This is a genomic window from Brevibacterium salitolerans (assembly GCF_039531405.1).
GTDB classification, from domain to species: Bacteria; Actinomycetota; Actinomycetes; order Actinomycetales; family Brevibacteriaceae; genus Brevibacterium; species Brevibacterium salitolerans.
Genome location: NZ_BAAAPZ010000002.1, coordinates 351561 through 375032 on the forward strand (window position 1 = coordinate 351561; position 23472 = coordinate 375032).

The following is a 23472-nucleotide window of genomic DNA, read 5'->3' on the forward strand; positions in this document are numbered from 1 at the left end:
CGGGATCGCCCCTTCCGGGGCCACCACCAACACGCCGCTTCTCGATCATTCGAACCGTGTTGAATGGAGGCCCACCGATGTTCCTCAGCGACCGCGTCCGACGCCGCTGGCGCCAGAGCGAGAACACCGCCCAGAACCTGGAACCGGCCCGCCGGCTCTTCCCGACGAACCGCGTCCGCGATGCCGTCTACACCCGCCGCGGACTCAAATGGGGCATTCCCGCGATGCTGCTTGCTGCCCCCTACATCGCAGCCGTCAAGCTCCTGACCGACCACATCGAGCAGGGTGGCCCCGGCTGGCTCCACCTGGTCGTCCTGCTGTGCGCATGGAACGCGCTCAAGATGCTCTGGCTCGGCCCGATGAGCCTCATCACCCTCGCCCGCGTCCGCTACCGAGAGCACGTCCAGCGTCGCGCTGCTCGCCGTGAAGCCGAGTCGCGTACTACGCCGGATGATGTTCTGGTCACGGTCGGAGGTGCGTCATGAAGACCGTCACTTACCTGTACAGCGCGGCAGAGAACCCGACCTGGCTGGATCAGCAAGAAGCCGACTGCCGCCGCTACGCCGACGAGCACGGCATGACCGTCACCGAGGTCTTCACCGACGTCGGGCGCAGTCGCTACGGTCTGCAAGGCGCCCTCGATGCCGTCGAGCGAGAGGACGTGACCGGGCTCATCGTCACCGATCTCGCTCGGCTCGGCTCCAAGTACGCCGATCACGTCGCCGTCGTCCAGCAGCTCCACGACGCCGGAGTCGACATCCACGTCACCAAGGACCGCACGACGAGCTCTGTCGAGAAGAACCTGATCGCCGTCAAACAGGCACACCTCGATGCCCAGGCCCGGCGGCCGTTCCCTTCCGGTGGCAACGACTCCACCGGCTGACCCGCTACAGCCACCAGCAAGGCTCCGCTCTCAACTGAACGAGACCGGAGCCTTCTGCTTGTTCGCCTACCGCACCCGCCCGTGCGGATCACGAAGCGCGACACCCGCACGAAGCAACTGGACCCGAACGGTGCTGGCGTTGAAGCCCATCCGCTCGCCGACCCTGGCCAGCGACTCGCCCTGCTCGTAGCGGCGACACATTTCGAGCACCTGTTCCGATGAAGGCTTCTCACGGCGCAACCGCACGCCTCGCTCCCGCAATCGCTCAGCGAGACGCTGCCGACTCACGCCCAGATCGTCAGCGATCACCCGCAGAATCTCGCCGCCCTTGTAGCGGCGCTCCGCCTCATCTAGCATCGCCGCCGTCAACCGCGGAACCGGTCGCGGCAACGGCCGCGAGGAGCTCAGGCCCGACGCTGACCTGCGCCGACGACGGATCGCCCGATGCGACGAGACCACCAACTGTAGAGCCGGGGCAAGGTTAGAGCACTGTCGCGCTACCTCCACCAAACGCTTGATGTTCAAACACCGATCCGCTTACATGCGGGTCGGTGTTTGTGCTGATGAGGGCGGGTTTTCTGCCCGCGACGTGCCGCTCGGCTCGACGACTGATGCTCGGTTCGAGCATGGCGCTGAACGTGGCAGTGGGGACTGTGGAGACCTGGTCGGTTGAGGTGATGTAGATCTTCTCGAAGAACGCCTGGTTGAAGAGTCGTCGGATGCTGTCGGTGGCTCTCTCGTAGACGGTGTGGCAGTCAGTGGCGAGGTCGAGGGCTTCTTTGAGTTCTGCTTGCTCGTCTGCGTAGTCGGATGCTGCGGCTTCGAGGCGCTGCTCGATTCGGGTGAGGGCCGGGGTGATACGGTCCTGTTCTTGTTTGAGGAGATCGATCGGGATCGCTCCGGCGTAGTGGGCTTGGAGTAGCTTGTCCCGTTGTGCGAGGAGTTCGCCTTGCTGCTTGGTGAGGTCCTCGCGTTCGAATCGGGCTTGCGCGGTCAGAATGCTGAACTCTTCCGCGATGGAGGCTTCGAGCGCTTCGACTGATTCTGGCCGGGGCTGGATGCGTGCGTAGTGGTCGACGATGAGCTGTTCAACGATGTCGACGTGCATCGCTTTGCGGGTGCAGTCGTTGGCTTTGCGGTGGCGGCCTGAGCAGATGAAGTAGGGGTAGATGATGCCCTTCTTGTTCTTCGCGTGGGTGTGGATCAGACGTGATTCGCAATCACCGCAGTACAGCGACCCTTTGAGGTAGTGGTCGTGGGTTTGCGTCTTGTCTCCGGCGAGGTTGTTGGCGCGGAGCACGTTCTGCACTTGTTCCCACGTGCCGGGGTCGACGAGTGGTTCGTGCTGTCCTTCGTACTCGGCGCCTTCGAAGATGATGGTGCCCTTGTAGTAGGGGTTCTGCAGGGTGCGGTGCAGGGTGGACACGTGGATCGGCTTGGACGGACGCCGGGGTGTGGGTACTGATGTCAGTCCACGGACGGTGAGTTCGTTGAGGAGCGTGTTCAGGGTCCATTCCCCGCTGGCGTAGGCGGTGAATGCCCAGGTGATCAGTGGTGCACGGTCGGGGTCTGTTTCGACGGTGCGCACCACGCCCGGACGCCGCACCAGCCAGCGTCGACGATTCATCACGGGATTCATCCCCGAAGCCACCGGCCCGATGCCCGCCGATATGAGACATGCTCTGGATGAACTCCGGCAACACATCGAGGAACGAGCAGAAGCCCTTGCAGAGGAAGCCGTCACGACCCGCCCTGCCTGGATGAAGAGCCTTGGCACCGTGCCAAGAGAAAGCACGAACGCACGTGAGCGATGGGAGAAAACGCTCCGCGCGGTCGTCGCCTACCGGGACCGATACGGAATCGACACCCCTACGAGCTTGCTTGGTCCGGCATCGGACAACACGCAACACCGCATCGACCGGGAACGCATCGAAACGCTTCTCGCCGAGCCCGCTGAGCCCGCCTCGTCCCACGCTCCATCAGCGATGACTCGGGAAGGGGTGCAGCGGTGAGGGCTGCATAGTGCGTTGCGTCGACGACTTCGCTCACTACCTCAGGATGCTGCCCCGCTGGCTCACCTCATGCCCGTACGAAGTCCCCCATTTCCGAACGCGTCATACTGTGCTCTTGGCGGGAGGTGGATGGTCATGCAAGCACGGCGAGGCGGGCTAGGTAGGTGTCGAGTGCGGTGGTGATGCTGTCGGGGGTGAAGGTCTTGGGGGCAGTGATCGCGTTGAGCGTGAGGCCGTCGGTGAAGGCCCGTAGCAGGGTGGCTTCGCGTGCGACGTCGGCACGCGGAGCGAAGGCGTGCACGGTGACTTGGCACAGGTGCTGAAGCCCGTCGTTGACTTCTTGGACGATTGTTCGGAGTTCCGGGGTTCGCGCTGTTGCGGTGACGGCGAGCCAGACGTGGGCCTCGGTGCGGCGGGCGTCGTCCAGTGGGAGTGCCTGAAGCCACGCCTGTCGGATGTCGTCTCGTGTGCTGCCAGTCGGCGTGAGGGTGGCGAGTCGTTCAGCCTGATCATCGCGGAGCATCTGGATGGTCGAGGCGAGCATGCCGTCGCTGCTGGGGAAGTAATGCCGCAGCGTTGACGGCTGTACGCCCGCTTCGGCCGCGACTGTGCGCACGGATACGGTATGGATGCCGTCGCGTTCGATCACCCGGGCAACGGCGCGCGAGATCGCAGTCCGGCGTGCATCGTGATCAACGATCTTTGGCATCGAGTCTCCTTTGCCTGTACCCGTGCCTATTATGGTACGACTGTACTATATTACTTGGCGTCTCCGGAAGGATCCCATGTTCAAACTCTCCGCCCGTCACGTCACGGGGCTCCTCGTTGTGGGCACGACCTCGGGCATGGCCATCCCGCTGACGCTCTGGCTGCTTCGCGATCCTGTACGCTTCACTGCCGATCTCCTCGGGATCGGCCAATCCGCGGGCTTGATCCCATGGGCCTGGGGGATGGCGACGGTCATCGCCATCACTTATGTCACCTATACGTTCTGGGCGGTCCCCTTCGTGAGGGAGCACGCCACAGAGCTCACCGGCCTGAAGCTCCTTGCCGTTCCGCTGGCGCTGGTCAGCGGAACGCTAGAGGAGCTCATATTCCGGAAGTTCCTCATGGACTGGCTTGGTGCCCTTGGCGCAGCCGGCTTCTTGCAAGTCCTCGGGACCGGAGTCGCTTTCGGTGCCGCACATTCTTTGTGGGTGCTGTTCTCGCGCGATGCGCGGATCATCCTTCCCGTCACCACCGCCACCACCGTCCTCGGGGCGGCGCTCGGGATGACTTACCTTCTCGCGGATCGCAACGCGCTCCCAGTGATCGTCGCGCACATCGTCATCAATCTCATCATCGAGCCATGGCTCCTCCTGAGTGCGGTCAACAAAAGGTGGGGCGCGCCGCAACCTGTACGGGCGGTTCACGAGCGATCGCGCACAGGCTGTCCCTAGCGAGGTCCGGCATCCTCAGGGCGGCGCGCCTGGCCGGTTGGCCAGGCAGACTTTATGTCTGATAAAGTAGTTGCATGCCTGATAAGAAGTTCTCTGTTGATGATGCAACTCGTCTGGTCGCTGTGGGCGAAAAGGCTGAGGCGGACGCCCGGCGTGCGGTGCGGTGGTTCCGTGTGTTCGTGGTCATGCAGGCGGTGTACGCGCTAGCGTTCACTGTGTCGATCGATGTGGCCGGAGTGGACTATTGGAAGGCGTTCGCGCCGTTCCTGCTGGTCACGCTGTGCATCTGGATGATCGCGCTCCAGCACCGGCAGTCCGCGCCGCGGCACGGCCTGCGGAACATGGGCATCGCGGTGGCGACGTGGTTCGCGCTCTACACGCTGATGCTCGACCCGGCGCTTCAGCTGTTCAGCGCGTCTTCGCCGTGGTGGTGGGTGCTTGCCGGCATGGTTTCGGTCACACCGATCCTGGCCTGCGTGTTCGCGAGCTCGCGGCGATGAGTCATCCGCGCAAGGACATCGACACACTCATCCATTCCCCGGTGCGGTTCTCGCTGCTGGCCGCGCTGCGCAACCTCGAAGACGTCGATTTCCGGTTCCTCGCTGACCTGTTGGAGGTCAGTGACTCGACGCTTTCCCAGGCCCTGACCGTGCTGTCGGAGGCGGACTTGGTGAGCGTCCGTAAGGAGGCGGTCGGGCGTCGCACCCGCACCTGGGTCAGGATCACCAAGGTCGGGCGTGAGGCGTTCGAACAGCACCTTGCGACCCTGCAGGCCATCGTCGAAGCCGGCACCCAGACCTCACGTGGAGAAGAGAAGCCCGATGACACACCAGCTCCCGCATGATGACACGGCAAGACCTGAAGAACCTCGCTTGGAAGAGCCACGTCTTCCGGGGATGAGCTCAGCGACGATATGGCCGAGCACGCTCATCCTGACCGCGGGAATCGCGGGGCTCGCCGTCCTCAACGCAGAAGGCGATCTGAAGCTCCCCGGCTCGGAACGGTTGCAGGTCCTTGACGATCCTGAGGGGCTGATGGGGCTGATCTCCTACGCCGGAGTCGTCCTCGGCGCCATCGCCTTGGGCGCACTGGTGTTCAGCTGGTGGCGCGGGCGTCGCAAACCCGCTCATGCTCTGACCTACTGCGGATCGGGACTTGTCCTCTGCGCGCTCGGCGTGGCACTCATCATCGGTGCAGGCGGTGAGCGCCCTGTGCCTTTCGCCGCGCTGGCCTGGACCACAACGGCGATCGGCCTGATCATGACGGCCTCCTCGCTGACGCGCCTGATCAAGCCTCATCCGGCTGACCGAAGCCCCTGACTTAAGAAAAGGCCGACGCACCCGTACCTGGGTGGCGATCACCGACACCGGCTGTGATGCCTTCGCACGCCACCTGGCGACCCGCGCCATCATCAGCTCCGGCGCCACCGACCCCAGCAGCGCCGCAGACCCTCAAGAGAGTGACCGATGAACACCTCCATCCTCCTGGCACGCCCAAGCGATCTTGATCCGGCCGCCGATACGCTCAGTTCTGCGTTCGAGCAGTACCCGTGGACCCGGCACGTCATCCCCGAGACCGGATACACCGCACGACTGCGTCAGCTGCAGCGCCTCTACCTCGGCTACGCGCACGCCCACGGCCTGGTCGCCGTGACCGAGGACCTGGCAGGGGTCATCGCGCTCCTGCCTCCGACCGCTCCTGAACCGGATACGGAGATGATCGAGCAGATCATCCAGTTGCATGGCGACCGGATCGACAGGATCGCTCCTGGTGAACCGCCGGCAGGCGCATGGCGGTTGGAGACTCTCGGCGTACGCCCGGACCGGCAAGGACGCGGGATCGCCACTGCGCTGCTGACCTTCGCGCTGGCCGAGGTCGCCGACCGGGGTGGGAAGCAGGTGGTGCTCGACACCTCGGACCCGCGCAATGTCCGCCTGTATGAACGTCATGGTTTCCGTGTCACCGCGCACATCCCAGGAACTGATGGCCCACCGGTGTGGACGATGCGCGCAGCCATCGAACGACCACCCGGCCATGTAACGTCGTTCCCCGCATCCGCCGAAGTCGCCCTGAGTGAGTACCTGAAGGCGACCAACACGCATGACTTCGATCAGGTCGAAAAGATCCTTACCCCCGGCGCGGTCTACTTCTTCGGTGACGCGACCTGCGTCGGCCTCACCGAAGTCCGGGCCTACTTCGAGAGCACCTGGGCAGCGATCCCTGATGAGCGGTACTGGGCTGAGGACATCTCGTGGGTGGTTGCCGGTGCCGACGCCGCGGTGGCCGTGTACACGTATCGCTGGTCCGGGACCCTGGACGGGGCGCCACGCTCGGGAGCCGGGCGCGCCACGAACGTGTTCACCCGCACCGGCCAAGGGTGGCGACTGACCCACGAGCACCTCAGCGGCCTGCCCGTTACAGAGAACCCGAGAGCTCAGGAGGAGACCGCATGAGGACGCTGTGCGTCGTCACCCATCCCGAGGCCACACACCACGTGCATGAGCTCGTCGGGGGCTGGCACGACTCCGAACTCACCCACCCCGCTGACTACAACGTCATGACCTCATACAACTAGGCCGTCGTCTTTCCCGAGAGCCAGCCGCCGGTGAGAGAATGGTACATATGCCCACCACGACCGAGCCCGAGAGCGGGTCTGCAACAGAGTTCGACCTCTCGGCGTTGAGCGCTCCCGTGGACCGTCGAGCGGCGCGGGCGTTCTTCGACTCCGATGACCCGGCGATGATCCAGCTCGAGGAACAAGTCATGGGCCGGCATCGCCGGTACCGGATCTTCGCGATCGTCGGGGTCGTGGCTTTCCTCATGGGCCTCGCCCTTCACTTTTGTCTCCCGCTGGATGACGACGGTCGCTTGGCGCGCTTGCTCATTGGCTGCGGGTTGCTTGCGATCGTGATCTCTGTCTTCCAGTTGCGTCGCACGGGCGCGATGCGCGCCTACCAGATCGCGCGTTTCGCCGAGGCCAACGGTTTCAGGTTCTCCCACTTGAAGCAGTCCGCGGGTTATGAGGGGATGCTGTTCACGACCGGCTGGGACCATCACCGGTGGATGACTGTGAACGGGACCATTCGCGGTCGGCCCGTGGAGTTCGGTAACCTCACTTTCACCCAGGGCGGGGCCCGTCACTACACGCGGATGCGCGGCTACATCGCGATCCGGCTTCCGGCGCGGCTGCCGCGGATGCTGATCACGGCCGGGTCGAACCCGCTTTTCACGACGACGATCCCGGACTACCCGCACCGCGACGATCTTGTCGATGTCGGACAGGGGCGCGCGTTCCGGCTCTACGCGCCGGAGGGTGCGGCGGTCATCGCCCGGGCGTTGTGCACTGCTGACGCTGTGGCGCTGTTCGCGGGGCTCGCGAAACGCTACACGATCGAGATCACCGGTGACATGCTCTTCCTCACCCGCTTCCGGGAGGTCTCCGTCGGCCGTGCCCGGCAGTGGCGACGACAGCTCGCCGACGTCCAGGCCCTCACTCGGATGATCGGCGTCTCGGATGTCTGGCAGGCGATGCGGGCGCAGCCGAAGCGGTTCCTTGCGCAGCTTCCCGAGATGCGGCAGCACTTCATCTCACGGTCGCCGGTGCTGACCGCGCTGATCCTCGTCGCAGGGATCGTCGCGATCTCCGTCCTCATCGTCCTTCCACTGATCATCATGGAGTTCAAATGACGGCCGACCTGCCCGACATCGGACCGGACCCGTCGGCACCGACGGCCTGGGCGGGGAGCGTGTCGCGCTATGACCCGCACGGTCTCGACGTGCTGGAGGCCCACGTCATCGCGCATCGTACGAGCGCGGCCGAGTGGACGGTGATGTCGGTTCCTCGGCGGATCTGGACAGGGCTTGTCGAATTCGTGCCGTGGCTGGCGTCGATCGGTGGGTTCGCGATGCTGCTGGGCGATGACCGTGCGATCCGTCTGGGCAGGATGACCGAGCGGGGCGCAGAGCATATTCCCTTCGCGGCGGTCTGTTACGCGGTGGCGGCCCTCGGGGTCGTGGTGCTGTTCGTTCGATGGTTGCGGGGAGGGCGCAGGCAGACGAAGGGAATGCGTCTGCATCTGGTGCTCGTCTTCGTGTTCGGAGCCCTCGGGATCCCCGTGGCGTATATGCTCGCGACTCGCGACGGCGTCGGTATGGGGCTCATGATGGTACCGACCTACGTGATGATGGGGCTCGCCACTGTTCTGTTCGTCCTCGTGCAGCTCTCGCCACCCCCGGAGCCCAAATCGGAGATCGCGTTCGAGGACCTCGACGAGAAGACCGTGAAGCGCCTCATGACGCTGCGCGGGCGGGCGATCGACACGCTCGTGAAGCGCAGCCTGCTGCCCGACGAGAACATCGACGCGCTCAAAGCGCGCCCGCTCGGTCGTCTGCACATCGAGGATGAACCGTCATGAGCGGCGTGCGGGGCGAGAGCTTGAAGAAGGCTAAGGAGGACGGAGAATGATCGTCTGCTGTGGGCTCGAAGGTGCACGGAGCCTTTGTCGTCGGTGAGAGCCGGGCGCACGTTCCTCGCGGTCCTGGGCACCGCGCTCGTCATCAGCGCTCTCTGGGTCGGGATCGCGTGCCTCACCGCCGACTCGCCGCTGGACATCGCTCTCGTGCCCGCGATCATCGGCGTCATTGCGCTCGTCGGACTGCTCGTCGGCGCGCCGCTGCTCTCCCGTTTCGTCGAAGCACAGGAGGTCGCCGGCCGCATCGAGGTGCGGTACGTGCTGAGAGCCCGCCGCGTGATCCCCGTCCCGGACATCGACGAAGTGGTCTTGGTGCGGACCCTGCGCCTATCCTCGTGGAGCGGTAGGCCGTCCTCGGCCCCGCGGGTAGTGCTGCGGCGAGGCGGGCGTACCGTGGAGCACGGCCACATGGAGCGGATCGGTGACGACTTCTTCGAGGTCGTAGTGATCCTTGATCTCGTCCCGAACCCAATCCTTGGCTGCCTTGCGGGTCGGGAACGTCATACTGGGCAAAACTACTGGCTTCGCGACACCCATGTCTCGGCCTCCTCGCATGTCCATCCAGGAAACGTCCCGTCCCGGTGAGACGCAGGCGCTTGGCCGCCCGACAGAATGGTCGCGTTTGTCGTCGCGAACCTCGCTCACGGGGCGCTGCTGGCGACAGTGATCAGCTGGGGCAAGTTCTTCACCCCGCTGCGCGGGGCCGCCGCAGCCGCGACGGTCGCGTTCCTCACCGAGGTGTACTTCCTGTTCACCCAGCACGCGATCTTTTACACCATGGATCTGGTATCCGCGATCGCCGACACCATCATGTGGACCCTCGTCAACGCGATCGTCGGCGCCCTGGTCGCTTGGATCGTCCGCCCACGAGTCAACAGCGGTGAGCTGCAGCACGGTGCAGGGAAGGACGCTGTTCCAGGGCCGGTGGCATGAGTGGCCGGCGCGACCACGCGAGCGTACCGACGTCATAACGAACTCGTGAGCTGAGCGGACCAGAGCATACTGGCGATCACGCTGTGGTCACTGCGGTGCGGGATCGCCGGCTGCGAGGTGCTCGGTTGCCGCGCTGAGCGAGGTCACTGCGTCACGCAGCGCCCTGTCATCGATGGGCGCTGGGTCAAGCAAGCGTGCCCAGTGTCCGCGGACGCGGCGCAAATTCGTCGCCGCTCGCTCGGTCGGCCAGATCGATGTCGCCCTCCGATCCGACGGGACCGGGCGACGCTGGATGAGCCCCTTGTCCTCCAGGCCTCGCAGAGCGGTGCTCGCGTTGGTGTGCTGCAGGCCGAGACCTGCGGCGAGCTCTGTCGTACCGACCCCGGGGTGGCGGTCGATGAACTGCATCGTCGCGCCTTCGAGCTGAGTCAACCCGATCAGCTCCGGATCGTCCGCGCGTGCCGCATGCACCTGTCGGGCCAGTGTCTGCGCGAAATGCACGAGATCCGCAAGCAACTCTGCTCGCTCCGTCATGCCGGTCTGTTCCATCGCCCTCACCTCAACATGTACCCTACAATAGGTATTGATTCATACATATAGGGGAGGCTGCATGCCGATCGCCACGAACACCACACCCGACTCTCCTGTGACAGAGGCGTCACAGCGGACCGCGAAGCTCGGTGCCGCGCTCATCGGCACACTCGCGCTGCTGTCAGCGATCGCCCCGTTGGCGACCGATCTGTATCTGTCGGCGTTCCCGGCGATGACGCTCGAATTGGCAACGACCGCGACGGGTGTGCAGCTCTCGCTGACGACGTTTCTCGTCGGTGCCGGGCTCGGGCAGGTGATCTTCGGCCCGCTCTCGGATCGCATCGGCCGCCGCGGCCCGCTCCTGACAGGGCTCGTGATCTATCTGCTTTCCAGCGTCGCGGCCGCTGCGGCCCCGACGGTCGAGGTGCTCGTCGTGGCACGACTGGTGCAGGGACTGTCGGGGGCCGCCGGGATGGTGCTCAGTCGTGCGATCATCGCCGACCTCGCGAGAGGCGCTGCCGCCGCGCGGGCGTTGAGCGCGATGATGCTCGTCTCCGCGATCGCGCCGATCAGCGCCCCGTTCCTGGGCAGCGTGCTCGTCGGTGTCATCGGCTGGCGGGGCCTGCTCGGGATCGTCGCCGCCCTCGGGGCGGTGTCGATCGTCTTCGTCCTCGCCTTCGTGAAGGAGTCCCGCACCCCGCACGCACGCCGGGATGCCCAGGTGGGTGAGGGACGGCTGCTGTCGCGCCGCTACCTCGGCTACACCCTCACCTACGGGTTCGCGTTCGCGACGATGATGGCCTACATCTCCGCATCCCCGTTCGTGTACCAGAACATGATCGGGATGAGCGAGATCTAGTACGGTCTTGCCTTCGCCATCAACGCGATCGCGATGGCCGTGACCGGCGCCATCGGCGCGAAGCTCGTCGGTCGCGTCGCGCCTGCGACGCTCACCTGGGTGGGGCTGTTCATGAATCTGGGGGCGATCGTCGCGCTGGTCGTCGTGGCCGTCACCGGCGCTCCGGCGTTCTGGCTCACCGTCCCGCTGTTGTTCGCCGTCGCATCGCTGGGACTCATCGTCGGGAACACCACCGCCCTCGCGCTGGAGGCCGTGCCCGGACGTGGCGGTAGCGCCTCGGCCTGGCTGGGCTGCTTGCAGTTCGTCCTCGCCGGTGTCGTCTCCGCGCTCGTCGGTCTCGGCGGTGAGCACACCGCCATCCCGCTCGCTGTGACGATGCTCGGCGCCAGCATCGTCGCCCTCCTCGCGTTCACCGTCGCCCGTCGGGCACGGGAAGCATCCCTCGCCCCGTCACCGTGAACCTCTGTGCCCGTGGCCTGCGCCCGGCGACGCTCACTCCCGCACGGGGTCTACCTCCGTGGTCTGGGGCTGTTGCCCGGGCAGACGGAACGTAGCGATCGCGACGACGACGAGGAGGGCGGCGACGATGAGCATCGCGTTCGGAAGTCCCCAGAGTTCGCCGACGAAGCCGAGGAGGGGTGGGCCGACGAGGAAGGCGAGGTAGCCGCTGGTGGCGACGGCGCTGACGCGTTCGGCGGAGCGGTCGGGGTTGTCGCCGGCGGCGGAGATCGCGACAGGGAACCCCAGCGACGCACCGAGCCCCCACAACACGACAGCGATCATGGCCACGGCGATGTTCGGTGCGAACGCGACCGCGACGACTCCGAGGATGGCCATGATCGCGCTGACCCGCAGGACGACCTGTCGTCCGAACCGGACGACCACGGGACCTCCGGCGAAGCGACCGATGGTCATCATCGCAGCGAATCCGGCGTAGACGAGAGACCCCCACACGGGATCAGCGTCGTGGCCGTCGACGATCAGCAGCGGAAGCCAATCATTCGCAGCGCCCTCCGCGAATGCCATCGCCAGGACCACGACCCCGATCAGCACCACCACCGGTTCTCGCCACACAGACGTCTTCCGCCCTGCGGCCGCCCGTGCCGTCGCGTTGCGATTCGCGATGCCGACGCCTGCCGGGATACCCGGCACGGCCCAGAAGAAGAGAGCGAGCATTGCGACGACCGCGATCAGCAGATGCCACAGCGCGGGAAACTCGATCGCGGTGAGCCAGATGCCGGCCAGCGCTCCGATGACGGTGCCGAGGCTGAAGAAGCCGTGTAGCAGCGGCAGCACCGGCTTGCCGAGCAAGCGCTCCACCTCCGCGCCCTCGACGTTCAGGGCGATCTCTCCAAGCCCGCCGCCGAGGCCGAACAGCACCAGCCCGACAAACACGCCGACGCCGGCCGCTACTGCGGTGGAGAGAGCGATCACGGCGACACCGACGGTGACGAGCGCGATGCCGGTCAGCGCGATCGGACGGGTCCCGATGCGGGCAACCAGCGGCCCGGAAGCAAGAACCCCGACCATCGACCCGACGGACAAGCCGAACAGGATGAGTCCCATCTGCGCCGTCGACGCATCGACCGCATCCCGTACTGCCGGGGTGCGGGTCACCCAGGATGCGAGTCCGAGACCGACGATGAGCATGAGAGCAAGCAGGGACGCGCGCCGTCGGCGGACGCGCGCGATCGTATGTTCTTCCTGCGGGCGGGTCGTCATCGGGCCTCCTGGGCGGTGGTAATGCGGTCGATCGCACGCCGCACCAGCTCCCGGTTGGGGGGAGCGGTGTTCAGCGCGGCGTGGAGGGTCAGCCCCTCGATCAGCGCGTCGAGGAGCACCGTGGTCTCAGGGTCGAAGTGGCGGGTGAGGGCAGTACGGCTGCGGGCCATCCACGCGTTCGTGACCTCGCGGAACGCGGGGTCACGCGCCGCGAGGGTGTAGAGCTCCTGGGTGAGGATCAGATCACGCTGACTACCGAATACATCCCGTGTGATGATCGCCTCCACGGACGCGCGTGCTTCCGCCTGGTTGTGCGCGGCCCCCAGCCGGGTATCGAATCGGTCTGCGATCGAGTCAGCGAACCTCGCGAACGCAACCTGCAACAGTTCGCCCATGCCGTCGAAGTGGTACGTCATCGACCCGAGCGGCACGTCCGCGGCCGCAGCGACCCGCCGGTGGGAGGTTCCCGCGACGCCACGCTCGGCGATCACATCCAGGCAGGCGTCAATGATCCGGGAACGCCGATCCGGGTCGAACCGCCGGCCACCCTGTCGCACCTCGCGCGCGCCGCGCGACGACACGGGTTACAGCTCTCGGATCACGCGGGCGGGGTTTCCGACCGCGACGACATTCGCGGGAACGTCACGGGTGACCACCGCCCCAGCACCGATCACGCTGTTGTCGCCGATCGTGATCCCAGGGCACACGATCACCCCGCCGCCCAGCCACACGTTGTCGCCAATCGTGATCGGCTTCGCCGCTTCCCACTTCTCCCGCCGAGGCTCCGGGTCGACCGGATGCGTCGGAGTCAACAGCTGCACGTTAGGGCCGATCTGGCAGTCAGCACCGATGCGGATCTCGGCGACATCCAGCGCCACCAGGTTGAAGTTCACGAAGGTGCGCGCACCGATGGAGATGTTGCGCCCGTAGTCGACATACAGGGGAGGGCGAACCGTCACCTCCTCACCGATCTCACCCAACAGCGCGCTCAGCGTTGCTGGGGCGGCCGGGTCACCCGCGCGAGACTGGCGGAGGTAGTCATTGGCAAGCCGTGAAGCCTGCGCCATCTGCTCCTCGAGCTCGGGATCGGTGGCGATGTACAGGTCACCGGCCTCCATGCGCTCACGCTGGGACCGGGCATCATCGAACGAAGTCATGTGTACGATCGTACACATGACTTCGATCAAGGCAGCATCCACGAGCAGTATTGAGGCCAAGCAGCTCAACCGTGCTTAACTGGAACGACGCACGTTAGAGACGCGGGTGGGCGATCATCGCAGACCTCGCCCGAGGCGTTAGAGAAGATCCTCTCGAGGCCTTTCACCGGAGAAACGGCTCTTCTGCAGGTATTATTGGGCCGTGCCGCAATCACGCTTCAACCTCGGGTTAGCCGGCCCACAGGCGCGAGTGGCACGCAGCAGGCACGAATGGTGTTGGGTCGCGTAGAATCCGCGGAACTCCGCGCCTCCCGACGAGAACTGGGACGTATGACGGGAAGCTTGCTGACTGGAGCAAGAGTCACCATGACCATCGTGGACTTGTGTCCTATGAGCTCAACCTAGCAAGCCCTAAAGCAGGCACCGTGCCCACACAGACTTCCGACGTGTCCAGCCAGCTCATGCTCGACGCAGAAGACAACCTGAACGCTCCGACCGCTCGGGGCAGGCGCGCCGCGTGTGGCAGTTACCGCTCGGCCGCGGAACGGCTTGCGAAGCAGATTATCGCCACCGCACGCACCGAATCAGGCACCCTCTGTTCTGTAGCGGACGTTGAGATGGAAGCAAGCGTCCTCGGGCAACTCGTGCCGCTTGTTCGCGGATTCGCGCTGAGCAACGATGAGAAGGGGAAGTGGAACACGTTTTCAACCGTGCTGAATCCTGGCAATCATGACGACGATGTTCCTTCCACAACAGAACTCAAGGTCATGCGTGGGAACCTCCGTGCGATCGCGAAGTCGCACCGTGCCCACTGGACGAACGGTCTGGTGGCGTAAGCTTCCACTTCCCGACATGGCCCGTGAGGTGCGCAGTTGCTGACTATGAACGTCAAAGCGACCGCGGTACGGACGATGGGCGCATCTCCACTCCAGCGCGCACAATCTTGGACCGAACTGTTCCCGGGCTATACCCGAAACGCTCTCCGAGACGAGCGAGAGACTCACCATTCTCGTAACGACGTGCAGCATCTTTGATTTCGGCTTCGGTCATTCTCCGAGGCGGAGACGCGACGCCTGCGTCATGCAGAATCTTCCGGACCGATGTTTTCGTGACCCTCAGGCTGCTAGCGATGTCCTTGACATATGTCCCGGCGTGAAACAATCGAATGGCTTCGGCTCGGTCCGCGTCCGAAATCTTCCGTCGCGTGATCGATGTACACATCTCTCCCCGTGCGTCGACAGCCCCCGAAACGCTGGCTCGCTGGACCTTTCCGTCCCTGACACGGGATGCGGCACGGGCAAGGCGCTGAGTGGATCCGCCGTGTTTGACCGTCTTCGCGTCCATTCCACAGTGAGCAGAAGCCCTGCACCGCAGATGAGCGGTGCAGGGCTTCTTCGTCGCATTGATGGAAGCGGTGCCGTGATGGCAGCGCTCCTGCCGACTACAGTCGACGGCATGGGGAGAGCGCAGGCCGAACTGACCGAGGACGGCCGGTACATCGTGGTCGACGGGCGGCGGTGGCGGGCCGCGGATCCGGACATCCCCGCACCCCTGAAACAGGAGCTCGTGGATGAGCTGATGCGGGCGCGGCGGCTCATCGGGCGCGGTGAGACCTCGGCGCGGGCCCGCGTGCAGGATGCGAAAGTCGCTCTGGGGGAGCGCGGCCGAGCCTGGTGGGATCCGGACGAGGAAAGCAGGGACGTCCGCGCCGTCGCCGCCCTCACCGCGCTTCTTCGCGCCCGCGACGGCGGGTCTGTGCGCCTGGGCGAGGTCGCGCAGATCGTCGCCGGGAGCGAGTGGCGGAAGCACCTGCACCGTCTGGCTGCGCTGCTCGAGGAGGGAGCGCGTGCAGACCGCTGGTCGCTGTCCTGCGAGGAGCCGGAAGCGGCCGATCCGGCCGATGTGCTCATCGCTGCAGGCCCGGAGTTCGAGGCGGAGGAGACCGCCGGGTGAGGCGAGGCACCGGGTGAATGGACGAGGCAGGGCGGATTTGTCTCCGAGTAAGCCGTCGCCTATGATTGTGCGAGTCGCCAGGTGGACCTGGTGGACGCCTTTCGGGGGTATGGCGCAGTTGGTAGCGCGTCTCCATGGCATGGAGAAGGTCAGGGGTTCGAATCCCCTTACCTCCACAGCGGGCCTGGCTCGTCTCACTGAGAATGCAGTGAGACGAGCCAGGCCTTTCTGTTGCCTGCAGTGCATCAGTTTCGGCCGCGGAGACGGATGTCTGCTACCTGGGTGGTGCTGTCGAACCTGACGGTCAGGAACTCGTCCGCAGGCAGACCACCCACGAGGTGCGGATAGGGGTTGACCCTGATGCGGGGACACTGCCACCGGCCCTGTGATCCACGTCCGGAGATCGTCGGCCTCGACCCGAGCACAGGTGAAGGAGTCCCTCCCGGTACCCCTCTCGCCCGGGACTCCCTCATGGAGCGGATCCCTGGTGGGCTGGTGGATCGTGGCCGCCGGCATCCTCCGGCGCCGTGTCCCAGTGGCATCCTCACAGAGAAGAAAGCTCGTCCACCACCCCTCATGGCAACTGATACAGAACAGACCGCGCCCGCTCCCTCGCGGCTGCCCTTCGTCACGTGGATCCTCGCCGCAGGCGTGTTCCTCATGGGCACCACGGAGTTCATCGTCGCAGGCATCCTCCCGGAGACCGCTGAGGACCTGGGCATCCCCGTTGCGGATGCCGGGCTCATGATCACCGTCTTCGCAGTCGGGATGATCGTGGGGACGCCGGTCATGGCGATCGTCACCCTCAAGCTCCAGCGCAGGCTGACCCTGACGCTCGCTCTCCTCGTGTTCGCTCTCGGGCACATCATCGCAGCGCTGACCTCGGTGTTTCCGCTGATCCTCGGCGCCCGGTTCCTCACGGCTCTCGCCACAGGAGCGTTCTGGGCGGTCGCCGCCGTCGTCGCCTCGAAGGCCGCTGGCGCTCGGCTGGCCTCCACCGCGATGGGGATCGTGCTCGGCGGCGGCATGCTCGCCAATGCCCTCGGCGTCCCGCTGGGTTCGTTCGCCGGACAGGTCCTCGGCTGGCGCGGACCGTTCTGGGGTCTGGCCGTGCTCGCTCTCATCGCCGCCGTCTTCATCCACCGCCTGGTCGAGCCGGATCCGTCCGGCGGCCCGCTGCCCTCGGTGCGCCGGGAGATCGCCGCGCTCAAGGACGGGCGCGTGTGGCTGGTCCTGGCCGGAGCCGCGATCGTGTGCGGCTCCTCGCTGGCCGCCTACAGCTTCATCTCCCCGCTGCTCACGGAGAACACCGGACTGCCGGCCTCCGCTGTGCCGCTGGTGCTGCTCACCTACGGAGTGGGCGCGCTCATCGGCTCCAACGCCGGCGGTGCGCTGGGCGGGCACAGGCCGTACACGGTGCTGTTCACCTCCGCGACGATGACGTTCCTCGTCCTCGGCGCGCTCGCCCTGTTCTCCCACAACGCCGTCGTCACGGTGATCCTCGTGGGACTGCTGGGGCTGTTCGGCATGTCGACGAACCCCATCCTCATCAGCAAGGCCGTCGGCTTCGCGGACCACGCCCCCACCCTGGCCTCGGCGCTCACGACCTCGGCGTTCAACGTCGGCACCGCGATCGGTTCCTGGATCGCCGGGCTCACCCTCGCCACCTCGCTCGGTGTGACCGGACCGGTGGTCGTTGGCACCGCCATCGCAGCGCTGTACTTCCTGCCCCTGGGCTTCCTGTTCCGCAAGGAGCGCCTCAGCCCGCTGCGCCGCCGCCGCGTCGTGGAGGCTCCGGAGGAAGTCTGAGCGCGCGCTTCAGCGCAGAGGCCGCTGCTCCGCGTCCGCGGCCTCCGCGCTCTCGCTGGCGGCCCAGGAGGCCAGGAGCCGCATCCTCTCTGCGGAGGCGGACCCGGGTTCTGCGGTGTAGATCGTGAGGGTCAGCCCGCGCTCGGCCTCCATCTCCATCCCCTCGTACGCCAGGGTGAGGTCCCCGACCACCGGATGATGGAACGACTTGAACCCGGAGCCGTGGTGGCGCACATTGTGCGCACCCCACCGGGTGCGGAACTCGAGGCTGCGCGTCGAGAGCTCGCCGATGAGGTCGTGGAGCTCCTTGTTGTGCGGATCGCGGGCGGCCTCCGTGCGCAGGATCGCGACCGTGATGTCCGCGAAGCCCTCCCAGTCCGGGTAGAAGGCGAGGGCGCGTTCGTCCAGGAACGCATGGCGGGCGATGTTGGGCCGCTGCCCGGGCATCTCGTAGAGCTCCGTGTAGAACGCCCGTGCCAGCGGGTTGACCGCCAGCAGGTCCATGCGGCCGTTGCGGACGAAGGCGGGGCCGGCAGTCACGGCGTCGAGCGCCCACTGGAGGCCCGGATGGGGCCTCCAGCCCTTGGCGCTGCGGCGCTTGGGAGGGCGGGCGACGGGGCTGGCGGCATGGGCGAGGTCGAACAGATGGGCGCGCTCGGCATCGTCGAGCTGCAGTGCCTTCGCAAGACTGTCCAGGACCTCGGGTGAGGCGCCGCTGATCGCCCCGCGCTCCAGCCGGGTATAGTACTCGATGCTCACCCCGGCCAGCGCGGCGACCTCGCTGCGGCGCAGACCCTTCACCCGGCGGTTCGTGCCGGCCGGCAGGCCCACCTGCTCCGGAGTGACCCGCGCCCGGCGTGTGGTGAGGAACTCACGCACCTCTGCTCGATTGTCCATGACGGCATGGTATTCCGGCGCCGGGGCGCGAGGGAGTCCCTCCCGGTACCCCCATCAGCAGGGTCTCCCCACGCTGCTCCGGCTGTGGTGGCATGGAGCGGTATCCATCCATCCGCCTCTTCAAGGAGCACCACATGCGCGCAGTCATCATGGACGCACCCGGAACCGTCACCGTCACGGACCGTGAGGACCCGCAGATCGTCGAACCCACCGATGCCGTCATCCGCATCACGGCCGCCTGCATCTGCGGCTCCGACCTCTGGCCCTACCGCGGCGCAGAGGAAGCGGACCACCTCCTCATGGGCCACGAGTACGTGGGCGTCGTCGAGGAGGTGGGCGCGGCGGTGAAGACCGTGAAGCCCGGTGACTTCGTCGTGGGCTCCTTCGTCATCTCCTGCGGCGAGTGCGAGATCTGCACCGCCGGGTTCCCCGGCCGCTGCGTGCACGCGGAGTTCGTCCACGGCGGCATCGGCACCCAGGCGGAAAAGGCCCGCATTCCCTACGCGGACGGCACCCTGGTCGCCACCCCCGGCCAGCCGGACGCGGATCTCATCCCCTCCCTGCTCGCCGCCTCCGATGTCCTGGGCACCGGCTGGTACGCCGCCGTGACCGCCGAGGCCGGGCCGGGGAAGACCATTGCCGTCGTCGGCGACGGTGCGGTGGGCCTCATGGGTGTCCTCGCCGCCCAGCAGCTGGGCGCCGAGCGCATCATCCTCTCCTCCCGGCACGCGGATCGCCAGGCGCTGGGCCGCGAGTTCGGCGCCACCGACATCATCGAGGAGCGGGGCGATGCCGCGGTGGCGCGGATCAAGGAGCTTACGAACGGCCTCGGCGCTCACGGCACCATCGAGGCCGTGGGCACGCAGGAGTCGATGATGCAGGCACTGCGCTCCACTCGCCCCGGCGGCAACCTCGGCTTCGTGGGCGTGCAGCACGATGTCGCGATCCCCGGCGACGAGCTGTTCTTCTCACAGGTGCGGGTGCAGGGCGGACCGGCCCCGGTGCGCCGCTTCCTTCCCGATCTCATCCAGCGCATCTGGGACCGGAAGATCAACCCGGGACGGGTGTTCGACCTCACCCTGCCGCTCGAGCAGGCCGCCGAGGGCTACCGGGCGATGGACCAGCGCACCGCCACCAAGGTCCTGCTCACCGTCTGACCCGCCCGACGGAACCGCACAGACCGTCGGCATCTGGGCGGCAGGATCCCGAAGGCACGGGGACGCCCCTCACCTCCTCCCGCGCGCTACCGTCTGCTCCATGAAAGAATCGTCCCGGCCGGCACCGGCGCGCCGCACGCTCCTCGACCGGCTGTTCCGCGTGGGGCTGGTGCTGAAGGCCCTCGACGGCGTTCTCGAACTCGCAGGCGGAACCCTGCTGCTGTTCGTGAGCCCCGCACAGATCGGCACGTTCGTGGGGCTGATCACCCAGCACGAGCTGAGCGAGGACCCGCATGACCTGATCGCGAACGCGCTCCGCCATCTGGCGACGGGTCTGGACGTGTCCGCCACGCTGTTCGCGGCGATCTACCTGCTGGCGCACGGCGTCGTGAAGGTGGTCCTCGTCTGGGCGGTGCTTCGCGACCGCCTCTGGGCCTATCCTTGGCTGATCGGCTTCCTCCTCGCGTTCATCAGCTACCAGGTGTACGAGATGACGGTGCGCTTCAGCTGGGGGATGCTCCTGCTCACCCTCTTCGACGCCGTCATGGTGGCGCTCACCTGGCGCGAGTACCGGCTGCACCGGCAGCGACTGGCACAGTGACCGGATCGTGCCGCCCGGAGACCGGTTCGTGTCTGGCCTCACCGGCGGGGAGGGGCAATGATCGAAGCATGACCACAGCTCTCCTCGTCCTCGACGTCCAGGAATCCTTCCGCGCCCGGCCTCTCTGGTCCCAGGTCTCGAACCCGCAGATCGTGGATCGGGTGAACCGCCTTGTGGCGGCCGCGCGTGCCGGGGGACATGCCGTGCACTGGATCTGGCACGCGGAGCCGGGCAGCGGAACCGTCTTCGACCCGGAGCGCGGATTCGTCCGACCCCTCGAAGGACTGGACGTGGACGACGGGGAGCCGCAGCTGACGAAGACCTCGCGGAACGCCTTCACGACCACCGGGCTCGCCCAGCGGCTGACCGCGGCAGGCGTCACCGATCTCGTCATCGCGGGGATCCAGACCGAACAGTGCTGTGAGACCACCGCCCGCGTCGCCGCGGACCTCGGGTACTCCGTGACGTTCGTGACCGAGGCGACCGCGACCTTCCCCGTCACCCGCCCGGACACGGGAGCGACCCTGAGCACGGATGCGGTGATCGAGCGCACCGAATTCGCCCTCGCCGGCCGCTTCGCGCGCATCGCGACCGTCGACACGGCCTTCGCCGCCGCAGCGCTCGCCGCCGCGCATGAGTGAGGAAGGCACGAGGGAGCCGGAGGGCCCGCACACACCGGCTGCAGTTCCGCAGCGGCCTGCGCCGCCGCAGCGCGTGGAGTACGTCCTCGCGCCGGGGCTCCAGCTCCTCGACCTCGCGGGGCCCGCTCAGGTCTTCGGCACCGCCGCGGAGGCCTCGGGCCGGGGGTGGGCGCCCTCCTACATCGCCGAGGCCGCGACGGTCCTCTCGCACCAGGGGCTCCCGCTGCGCGCGGAGACGGAGTGGCAGCCCCTCCACCCCTCCGACCTCCTCGTGGTGCCGGGGTGGCAGGTGGGCGGGCAGAGACGCCCTGTGCCCCTCGGCGCAGCCCTCCTCGACCGGATCGCCGCGCACCATGCGCAGGGCGGGACCGTGATGAGCGTCTGCGCCGGCGCGTTCGCCCTGGCGCGCGCCGGCCTGCTCGACGGCCGGCGCGCCACCACCCACCATGCGCTGCAGGACGAGCTGGCGCGCCTGCATCCCACGGCCCGGGTGGTGCGGGACGTCCTGTTCGTCAGAGACGGCCGGATCCTCACCTCCGCCGGGATCGCGAGCGGCATCGACCTCGCGCTGGACCTCGTCGCCCAGCGTATGGGATCGCGGCTCGCCTCCCGCGTGGCACGGGCGATGGTGGTCTACGTCCGGCGCAACGGCCATGCCCCGCAGGAGAGCGTCATGCTCCGGCACCGGGACCACGTCGACGACCTCGTGCACCGGGCGCAGGACCTTATCGACGACCGCTACGCGGAGAGCCTCTCACTCACGCTGCTAGCGCGGGAGCTGCGCGTGAGCGAGCGGACCCTCACGCGGGCCTTCTCCCGCACCCTCGGCACCACGCCGCTGCGCTATCAGCAGAGCCTTCGCCGCGAGCGGGCGCAGCTCCTCGTCGGCGCAGGTGCGGACAGCGAGACGGCCGCTCGCGCGGTGGGGTTCCGGGACGCGCGCATGCTCCGCACGCTGCGCCGGCGATCCGGTGGCATCACCCCGCCGTGACGCCCGCCTCCTCCATGAGCAGCCTCCGGACGTCCTGCTCCAGACCCACGTACTCCTCCGCCTCGTAGGCGAGCCCGTCGCGCACCCGGACGAGGATGGTGTTGTGCATCCGGAGGGAGCCCAGCGCGAGTGTGAACTGGACGAGGAAGCCGTCCTCGGTGACACGCCAGCTCTCCCGCTCCCGAGGCGGCAGGCCCCCTCCGGAGCGGACGTTCGCGATCGCCGTGTCCACGGAGACCCAGGCGTCGTCGGTGCTGTGCCAGACCCGAGCGTCCGGGTGGCAGAGGGGTCTGAAGCTGTCCAGCTCGTCGAACGCCCGCAGCCATGCCTGCGCGAGCTCCGCCATCGTCCGGTCTTCCTGCGCGTGATCCGTCATCGTCGTCTCTCCGATCCTCTCGGTGTGCGTCGCGGCGTCGTCGCCTCGACCTCCTCAGTAGAACGGACCCGAGCACGCGGAAGGGCGGGAGAGATCCTTCCCTATCATGTATGAAACATCATGCATTATCGTCGCGGACAAGGTCGCGACCGGGCCCGTGCGGCACGGAGCACCTGAACAGAACTCACGCGGTACGAAGGAGTGCGAACATGCTGAGCTTCGAGGGAAAGGTCGCGCTCGTCACGGGCGCGGGTCAGGGCCTGGGACGGTCCCATGCGCTGGAACTCGCCGGCGGCACTGCCGCGGTGAGCCGCGGCGATGTGACCCAGGACGCCGAGGCCATCGTCCGGACGGCGCTCGACGAGTTCGGGCGCCTCGACGTCGTCGTCGACAATGCCGGGGTGAATACCCCGAAGGCCTTCGGCCCGGGCATCGAGGAGGAGGTGCGGCGGCACATGGAGGTCAACTACCTCGGGACGGTCGCCGTCACCGCGGCCGCCTGGCCGCACCTCGCGGCCAGCGGTGCCGGACGCGTGGTGAGCACCACCTCGCCCACCATCGTCGGCTGGGAGGGGCAGGTCCCCTACGTGGTCTCCAAGGCCGCGGTCTTCGCATTCACCCGCACACTGGCGATGGAGGGTCTGGCGCAGGGCATCAAGGTCAACGCCATCGCCCCGACCGCCTACACCCCGATGGCCGCTGCGGCGGAGCTGCCGGAGGAGCTCAAGGAGAACCTCCGGGCGAACATGACGACGGAGATGGTCTCTCCGTTCGTCGCGTACCTCGCGCACGCGGACTGCGAGGTGACGGGGGAGTCCTTCCTCACCCAGGGCGGGCTCATGCAGCGCATCACCCTGGCCGTCAACGACGGGTATGCGAATCCGCAGACCACGGCGGAGGACATCCAGGCCCACCTCGCGACGATCCTCGACGACGCGACGAGCACGCCGCTCGGCCGCATCGGCACCGAGGACGCGGGCTCCCTCCTGGACATGCTCGGGAGCTGAGGCCCCACGGTGCGCACGCCCGGTCCTCGGCG

31 protein-coding genes and 1 tRNA gene are annotated in these 23472 nt (G+C 66.9%); 23 read left to right on the forward strand and 9 right to left on the reverse strand.

Features of this window, described 5'->3' with window-relative positions; all coding sequences use genetic code 11:
* Window positions 1–77: 77 nt before the first annotated feature.
* Window positions 78–485, forward strand: coding sequence for a hypothetical protein (locus ABD240_RS02590; RefSeq protein WP_344334865.1), 408 nt, complete (start codon window positions 78–80; stop codon window positions 483–485).
* The gene (locus ABD240_RS02595) at window positions 482–883 is read left to right on the forward strand and encodes a recombinase family protein (protein WP_344334866.1); all 402 of its coding nucleotides are present in this window, start codon (window positions 482–484) and stop codon (window positions 881–883) included. The genes ABD240_RS02590 and ABD240_RS02595 overlap by 4 nt, the downstream gene beginning before the upstream one ends.
* A gap of 66 nt (window positions 884–949) precedes the next feature.
* Here the strand turns inward: ABD240_RS02595 and ABD240_RS02600 are convergent, their stop codons facing one another.
* The 3 genes from ABD240_RS02600 to ABD240_RS02610 all read right to left on the reverse strand — a co-directional run bounded on the left by ABD240_RS02600 (window position 950) and on the right by ABD240_RS02610 (window position 3604).
* Entirely contained in the window at window positions 950–1240 is a 291-nt protein-coding gene (locus ABD240_RS02600; RefSeq protein WP_344334868.1) for a hypothetical protein, read from the reverse strand.
* Window positions 1241–1364: 124 nt separating this feature from the next.
* Window positions 1365–2522, reverse strand: a complete 1158-nt coding sequence (locus ABD240_RS02605; protein WP_344334870.1) for a recombinase family protein — start codon at window positions 2520–2522, stop codon at window positions 1365–1367.
* 506 nt (window positions 2523–3028) lie between these two features.
* Entirely contained in the window at window positions 3029–3604 is a 576-nt protein-coding gene (locus ABD240_RS02610; protein WP_344334871.1) for a TetR/AcrR family transcriptional regulator, read from the reverse strand.
* Between the two features lie 76 nt (window positions 3605–3680).
* On the opposite strand from ABD240_RS02610, the gene ABD240_RS02615 reads away from it, so the two are divergent.
* The 10 genes from ABD240_RS02615 (at window position 3681) to ABD240_RS02660 (ending at window position 9739) form a co-directional block, all read left to right on the forward strand.
* Window positions 3681–4334, forward strand: a complete 654-nt coding sequence (locus ABD240_RS02615; RefSeq protein ID WP_291799356.1) for a CPBP family intramembrane glutamic endopeptidase — start codon at window positions 3681–3683, stop codon at window positions 4332–4334.
* A gap of 74 nt (window positions 4335–4408) precedes the next feature.
* Window positions 4409–4834, forward strand: coding sequence for a hypothetical protein (locus ABD240_RS02620; RefSeq protein ID WP_291799353.1), 426 nt, complete (start codon window positions 4409–4411; stop codon window positions 4832–4834).
* Window positions 4831–5178: a transcriptional regulator gene (locus ABD240_RS02625; protein WP_291799351.1), complete on the forward strand. Its 348-nt coding sequence runs from the start codon at window positions 4831–4833 to the stop codon at window positions 5176–5178. The genes ABD240_RS02620 and ABD240_RS02625 overlap by 4 nt, the downstream gene beginning before the upstream one ends.
* A gap of 52 nt (window positions 5179–5230) precedes the next feature.
* Window positions 5231–5653 (forward strand): hypothetical protein, encoded by a 423-nt coding sequence (locus ABD240_RS02630; RefSeq protein WP_344334875.1) that lies wholly within the window; start codon window positions 5231–5233, stop codon window positions 5651–5653.
* Window positions 5654–5800: 147 nt separating this feature from the next.
* The gene (locus ABD240_RS02635; protein WP_291799345.1) at window positions 5801–6787 is read left to right on the forward strand and encodes a GNAT family N-acetyltransferase; all 987 of its coding nucleotides are present in this window, start codon (window positions 5801–5803) and stop codon (window positions 6785–6787) included.
* Window positions 6784–6909 (forward strand): hypothetical protein, encoded by a 126-nt coding sequence (locus ABD240_RS02640; RefSeq protein WP_344334877.1) that lies wholly within the window; start codon window positions 6784–6786, stop codon window positions 6907–6909. Before ABD240_RS02635 ends, ABD240_RS02640 begins: the two co-directional genes overlap by 4 nt.
* A gap of 47 nt (window positions 6910–6956) precedes the next feature.
* Window positions 6957–8021: a hypothetical protein gene (locus tag ABD240_RS02645; protein ID WP_344334879.1), complete on the forward strand. Its 1065-nt coding sequence runs from the start codon at window positions 6957–6959 to the stop codon at window positions 8019–8021.
* Window positions 8018–8749 (forward strand): hypothetical protein, encoded by a 732-nt coding sequence (locus ABD240_RS02650; RefSeq protein WP_291799337.1) that lies wholly within the window; start codon window positions 8018–8020, stop codon window positions 8747–8749. Before ABD240_RS02645 ends, ABD240_RS02650 begins: the two co-directional genes overlap by 4 nt.
* Before the next feature lie 93 nt (window positions 8750–8842).
* Window positions 8843–9391, forward strand: a complete 549-nt coding sequence (locus ABD240_RS02655) for a hypothetical protein (protein WP_344334881.1) — start codon at window positions 8843–8845, stop codon at window positions 9389–9391.
* Between the two features lie 27 nt (window positions 9392–9418).
* A complete protein-coding gene (locus ABD240_RS02660) occupies window positions 9419–9739 on the forward strand; it encodes a hypothetical protein (RefSeq protein WP_344334883.1) in 321 nt (106 codons plus the stop codon).
* 87 nt (window positions 9740–9826) lie between these two features.
* Here ABD240_RS02660 and ABD240_RS02665 read toward each other — a convergent pair whose 3' ends face one another.
* Complete coding sequence (locus ABD240_RS02665) at window positions 9827–10288, reverse strand: MarR family winged helix-turn-helix transcriptional regulator (protein ID WP_344334884.1); 462 nt, start codon at window positions 10286–10288, stop codon at window positions 9827–9829.
* Window positions 10289–10349: 61 nt separating this feature from the next.
* Between ABD240_RS02665 and ABD240_RS02670 the strand changes: the two genes are divergently transcribed.
* On the forward strand, window positions 10350–11129 hold the full coding sequence (locus ABD240_RS02670) for an MFS transporter (protein ID WP_344334886.1): 780 nt from the start codon (window positions 10350–10352) through the stop codon (window positions 11127–11129).
* A gap of 33 nt (window positions 11130–11162) precedes the next feature.
* Window positions 11163–11588, forward strand: a complete 426-nt coding sequence (locus tag ABD240_RS02675; RefSeq protein ID WP_344334888.1) for an MFS transporter — start codon at window positions 11163–11165, stop codon at window positions 11586–11588.
* Window positions 11589–11621: 33 nt separating this feature from the next.
* Here the strand turns inward: ABD240_RS02675 and ABD240_RS02680 are convergent, their stop codons facing one another.
* Genes ABD240_RS02680 through ABD240_RS02690 form a run of 3 tightly spaced genes read right to left on the reverse strand, consistent with a single transcriptional unit; the run spans window position 11622 to window position 14008 of the window.
* Window positions 11622–12851: an MFS transporter gene (locus ABD240_RS02680; protein WP_344334890.1), complete on the reverse strand. Its 1230-nt coding sequence runs from the start codon at window positions 12849–12851 to the stop codon at window positions 11622–11624.
* A complete protein-coding gene (locus tag ABD240_RS02685; protein WP_344334892.1) occupies window positions 12848–13432 on the reverse strand; it encodes a TetR/AcrR family transcriptional regulator in 585 nt (194 codons plus the stop codon). The genes ABD240_RS02680 and ABD240_RS02685 overlap by 4 nt, the downstream gene beginning before the upstream one ends.
* Window positions 13433–13435: 3 nt before the next feature.
* Window positions 13436–14008, reverse strand: a complete 573-nt coding sequence (locus ABD240_RS02690) for a sugar O-acetyltransferase (RefSeq protein WP_344334894.1) — start codon at window positions 14006–14008, stop codon at window positions 13436–13438.
* Window positions 14009–14454: 446 nt separating this feature from the next.
* Here ABD240_RS02690 and ABD240_RS02695 point away from each other — a divergent pair, with 446 nt between their 5' ends.
* The 4 genes from ABD240_RS02695 to ABD240_RS02710 all read left to right on the forward strand — a co-directional run bounded on the left by ABD240_RS02695 (window position 14455) and on the right by ABD240_RS02710 (window position 17770).
* Complete coding sequence (locus ABD240_RS02695) at window positions 14455–14844, forward strand: hypothetical protein (RefSeq protein ID WP_344334895.1); 390 nt, start codon at window positions 14455–14457, stop codon at window positions 14842–14844.
* Between the two features lie 619 nt (window positions 14845–15463).
* A complete protein-coding gene (locus ABD240_RS02700) occupies window positions 15464–15961 on the forward strand; it encodes a DUF3253 domain-containing protein (RefSeq protein WP_291799320.1) in 498 nt (165 codons plus the stop codon).
* 103 nt (window positions 15962–16064) lie between these two features.
* Window positions 16065–16137, forward strand: a tRNA-Ala gene (locus tag ABD240_RS02705).
* Between the two features lie 400 nt (window positions 16138–16537).
* Window positions 16538–17770 (forward strand): MFS transporter, encoded by a 1233-nt coding sequence (locus ABD240_RS02710; protein WP_344334897.1) that lies wholly within the window; start codon window positions 16538–16540, stop codon window positions 17768–17770.
* Between the two features lie 9 nt (window positions 17771–17779).
* On the opposite strand, the gene ABD240_RS02715 is transcribed toward ABD240_RS02710, so the two are convergent.
* On the reverse strand, window positions 17780–18667 hold the full coding sequence (locus ABD240_RS02715; protein ID WP_344334899.1) for a helix-turn-helix transcriptional regulator: 888 nt from the start codon (window positions 18665–18667) through the stop codon (window positions 17780–17782).
* Window positions 18668–18801: 134 nt separating this feature from the next.
* On the opposite strand from ABD240_RS02715, the gene ABD240_RS02720 reads away from it, so the two are divergent.
* The 4 genes from ABD240_RS02720 to ABD240_RS02735 all read left to right on the forward strand — a co-directional run bounded on the left by ABD240_RS02720 (window position 18802) and on the right by ABD240_RS02735 (window position 22057).
* Window positions 18802–19824 (forward strand): zinc-dependent alcohol dehydrogenase family protein, encoded by a 1023-nt coding sequence (locus tag ABD240_RS02720; RefSeq protein ID WP_344334901.1) that lies wholly within the window; start codon window positions 18802–18804, stop codon window positions 19822–19824.
* A gap of 100 nt (window positions 19825–19924) precedes the next feature.
* The gene (locus ABD240_RS02725) at window positions 19925–20425 is read left to right on the forward strand and encodes a DUF2127 domain-containing protein (protein ID WP_344334902.1); all 501 of its coding nucleotides are present in this window, start codon (window positions 19925–19927) and stop codon (window positions 20423–20425) included.
* Window positions 20426–20493: 68 nt separating this feature from the next.
* A complete protein-coding gene (locus ABD240_RS02730) occupies window positions 20494–21066 on the forward strand; it encodes a cysteine hydrolase family protein (RefSeq protein WP_291799304.1) in 573 nt (190 codons plus the stop codon).
* A complete protein-coding gene (locus ABD240_RS02735) occupies window positions 21059–22057 on the forward strand; it encodes a GlxA family transcriptional regulator (protein ID WP_344334904.1) in 999 nt (332 codons plus the stop codon). The genes ABD240_RS02730 and ABD240_RS02735 overlap by 8 nt, the downstream gene beginning before the upstream one ends.
* Here the strand turns inward: ABD240_RS02735 and ABD240_RS02740 are convergent.
* Entirely contained in the window at window positions 22044–22433 is a 390-nt protein-coding gene (locus ABD240_RS02740; protein WP_291799298.1) for a hypothetical protein, read from the reverse strand. The two genes, ABD240_RS02735 and ABD240_RS02740, sit on opposite strands and share 14 nt — an antisense overlap.
* A 209-nt stretch (window positions 22434–22642) precedes the next feature.
* On the opposite strand from ABD240_RS02740, the gene ABD240_RS02745 reads away from it, so the two are divergent.
* Complete coding sequence (locus tag ABD240_RS02745; protein WP_291799295.1) at window positions 22643–23440, forward strand: SDR family NAD(P)-dependent oxidoreductase; 798 nt, start codon at window positions 22643–22645, stop codon at window positions 23438–23440.
* Window positions 23441–23472 lie beyond the last annotated feature (32 nt).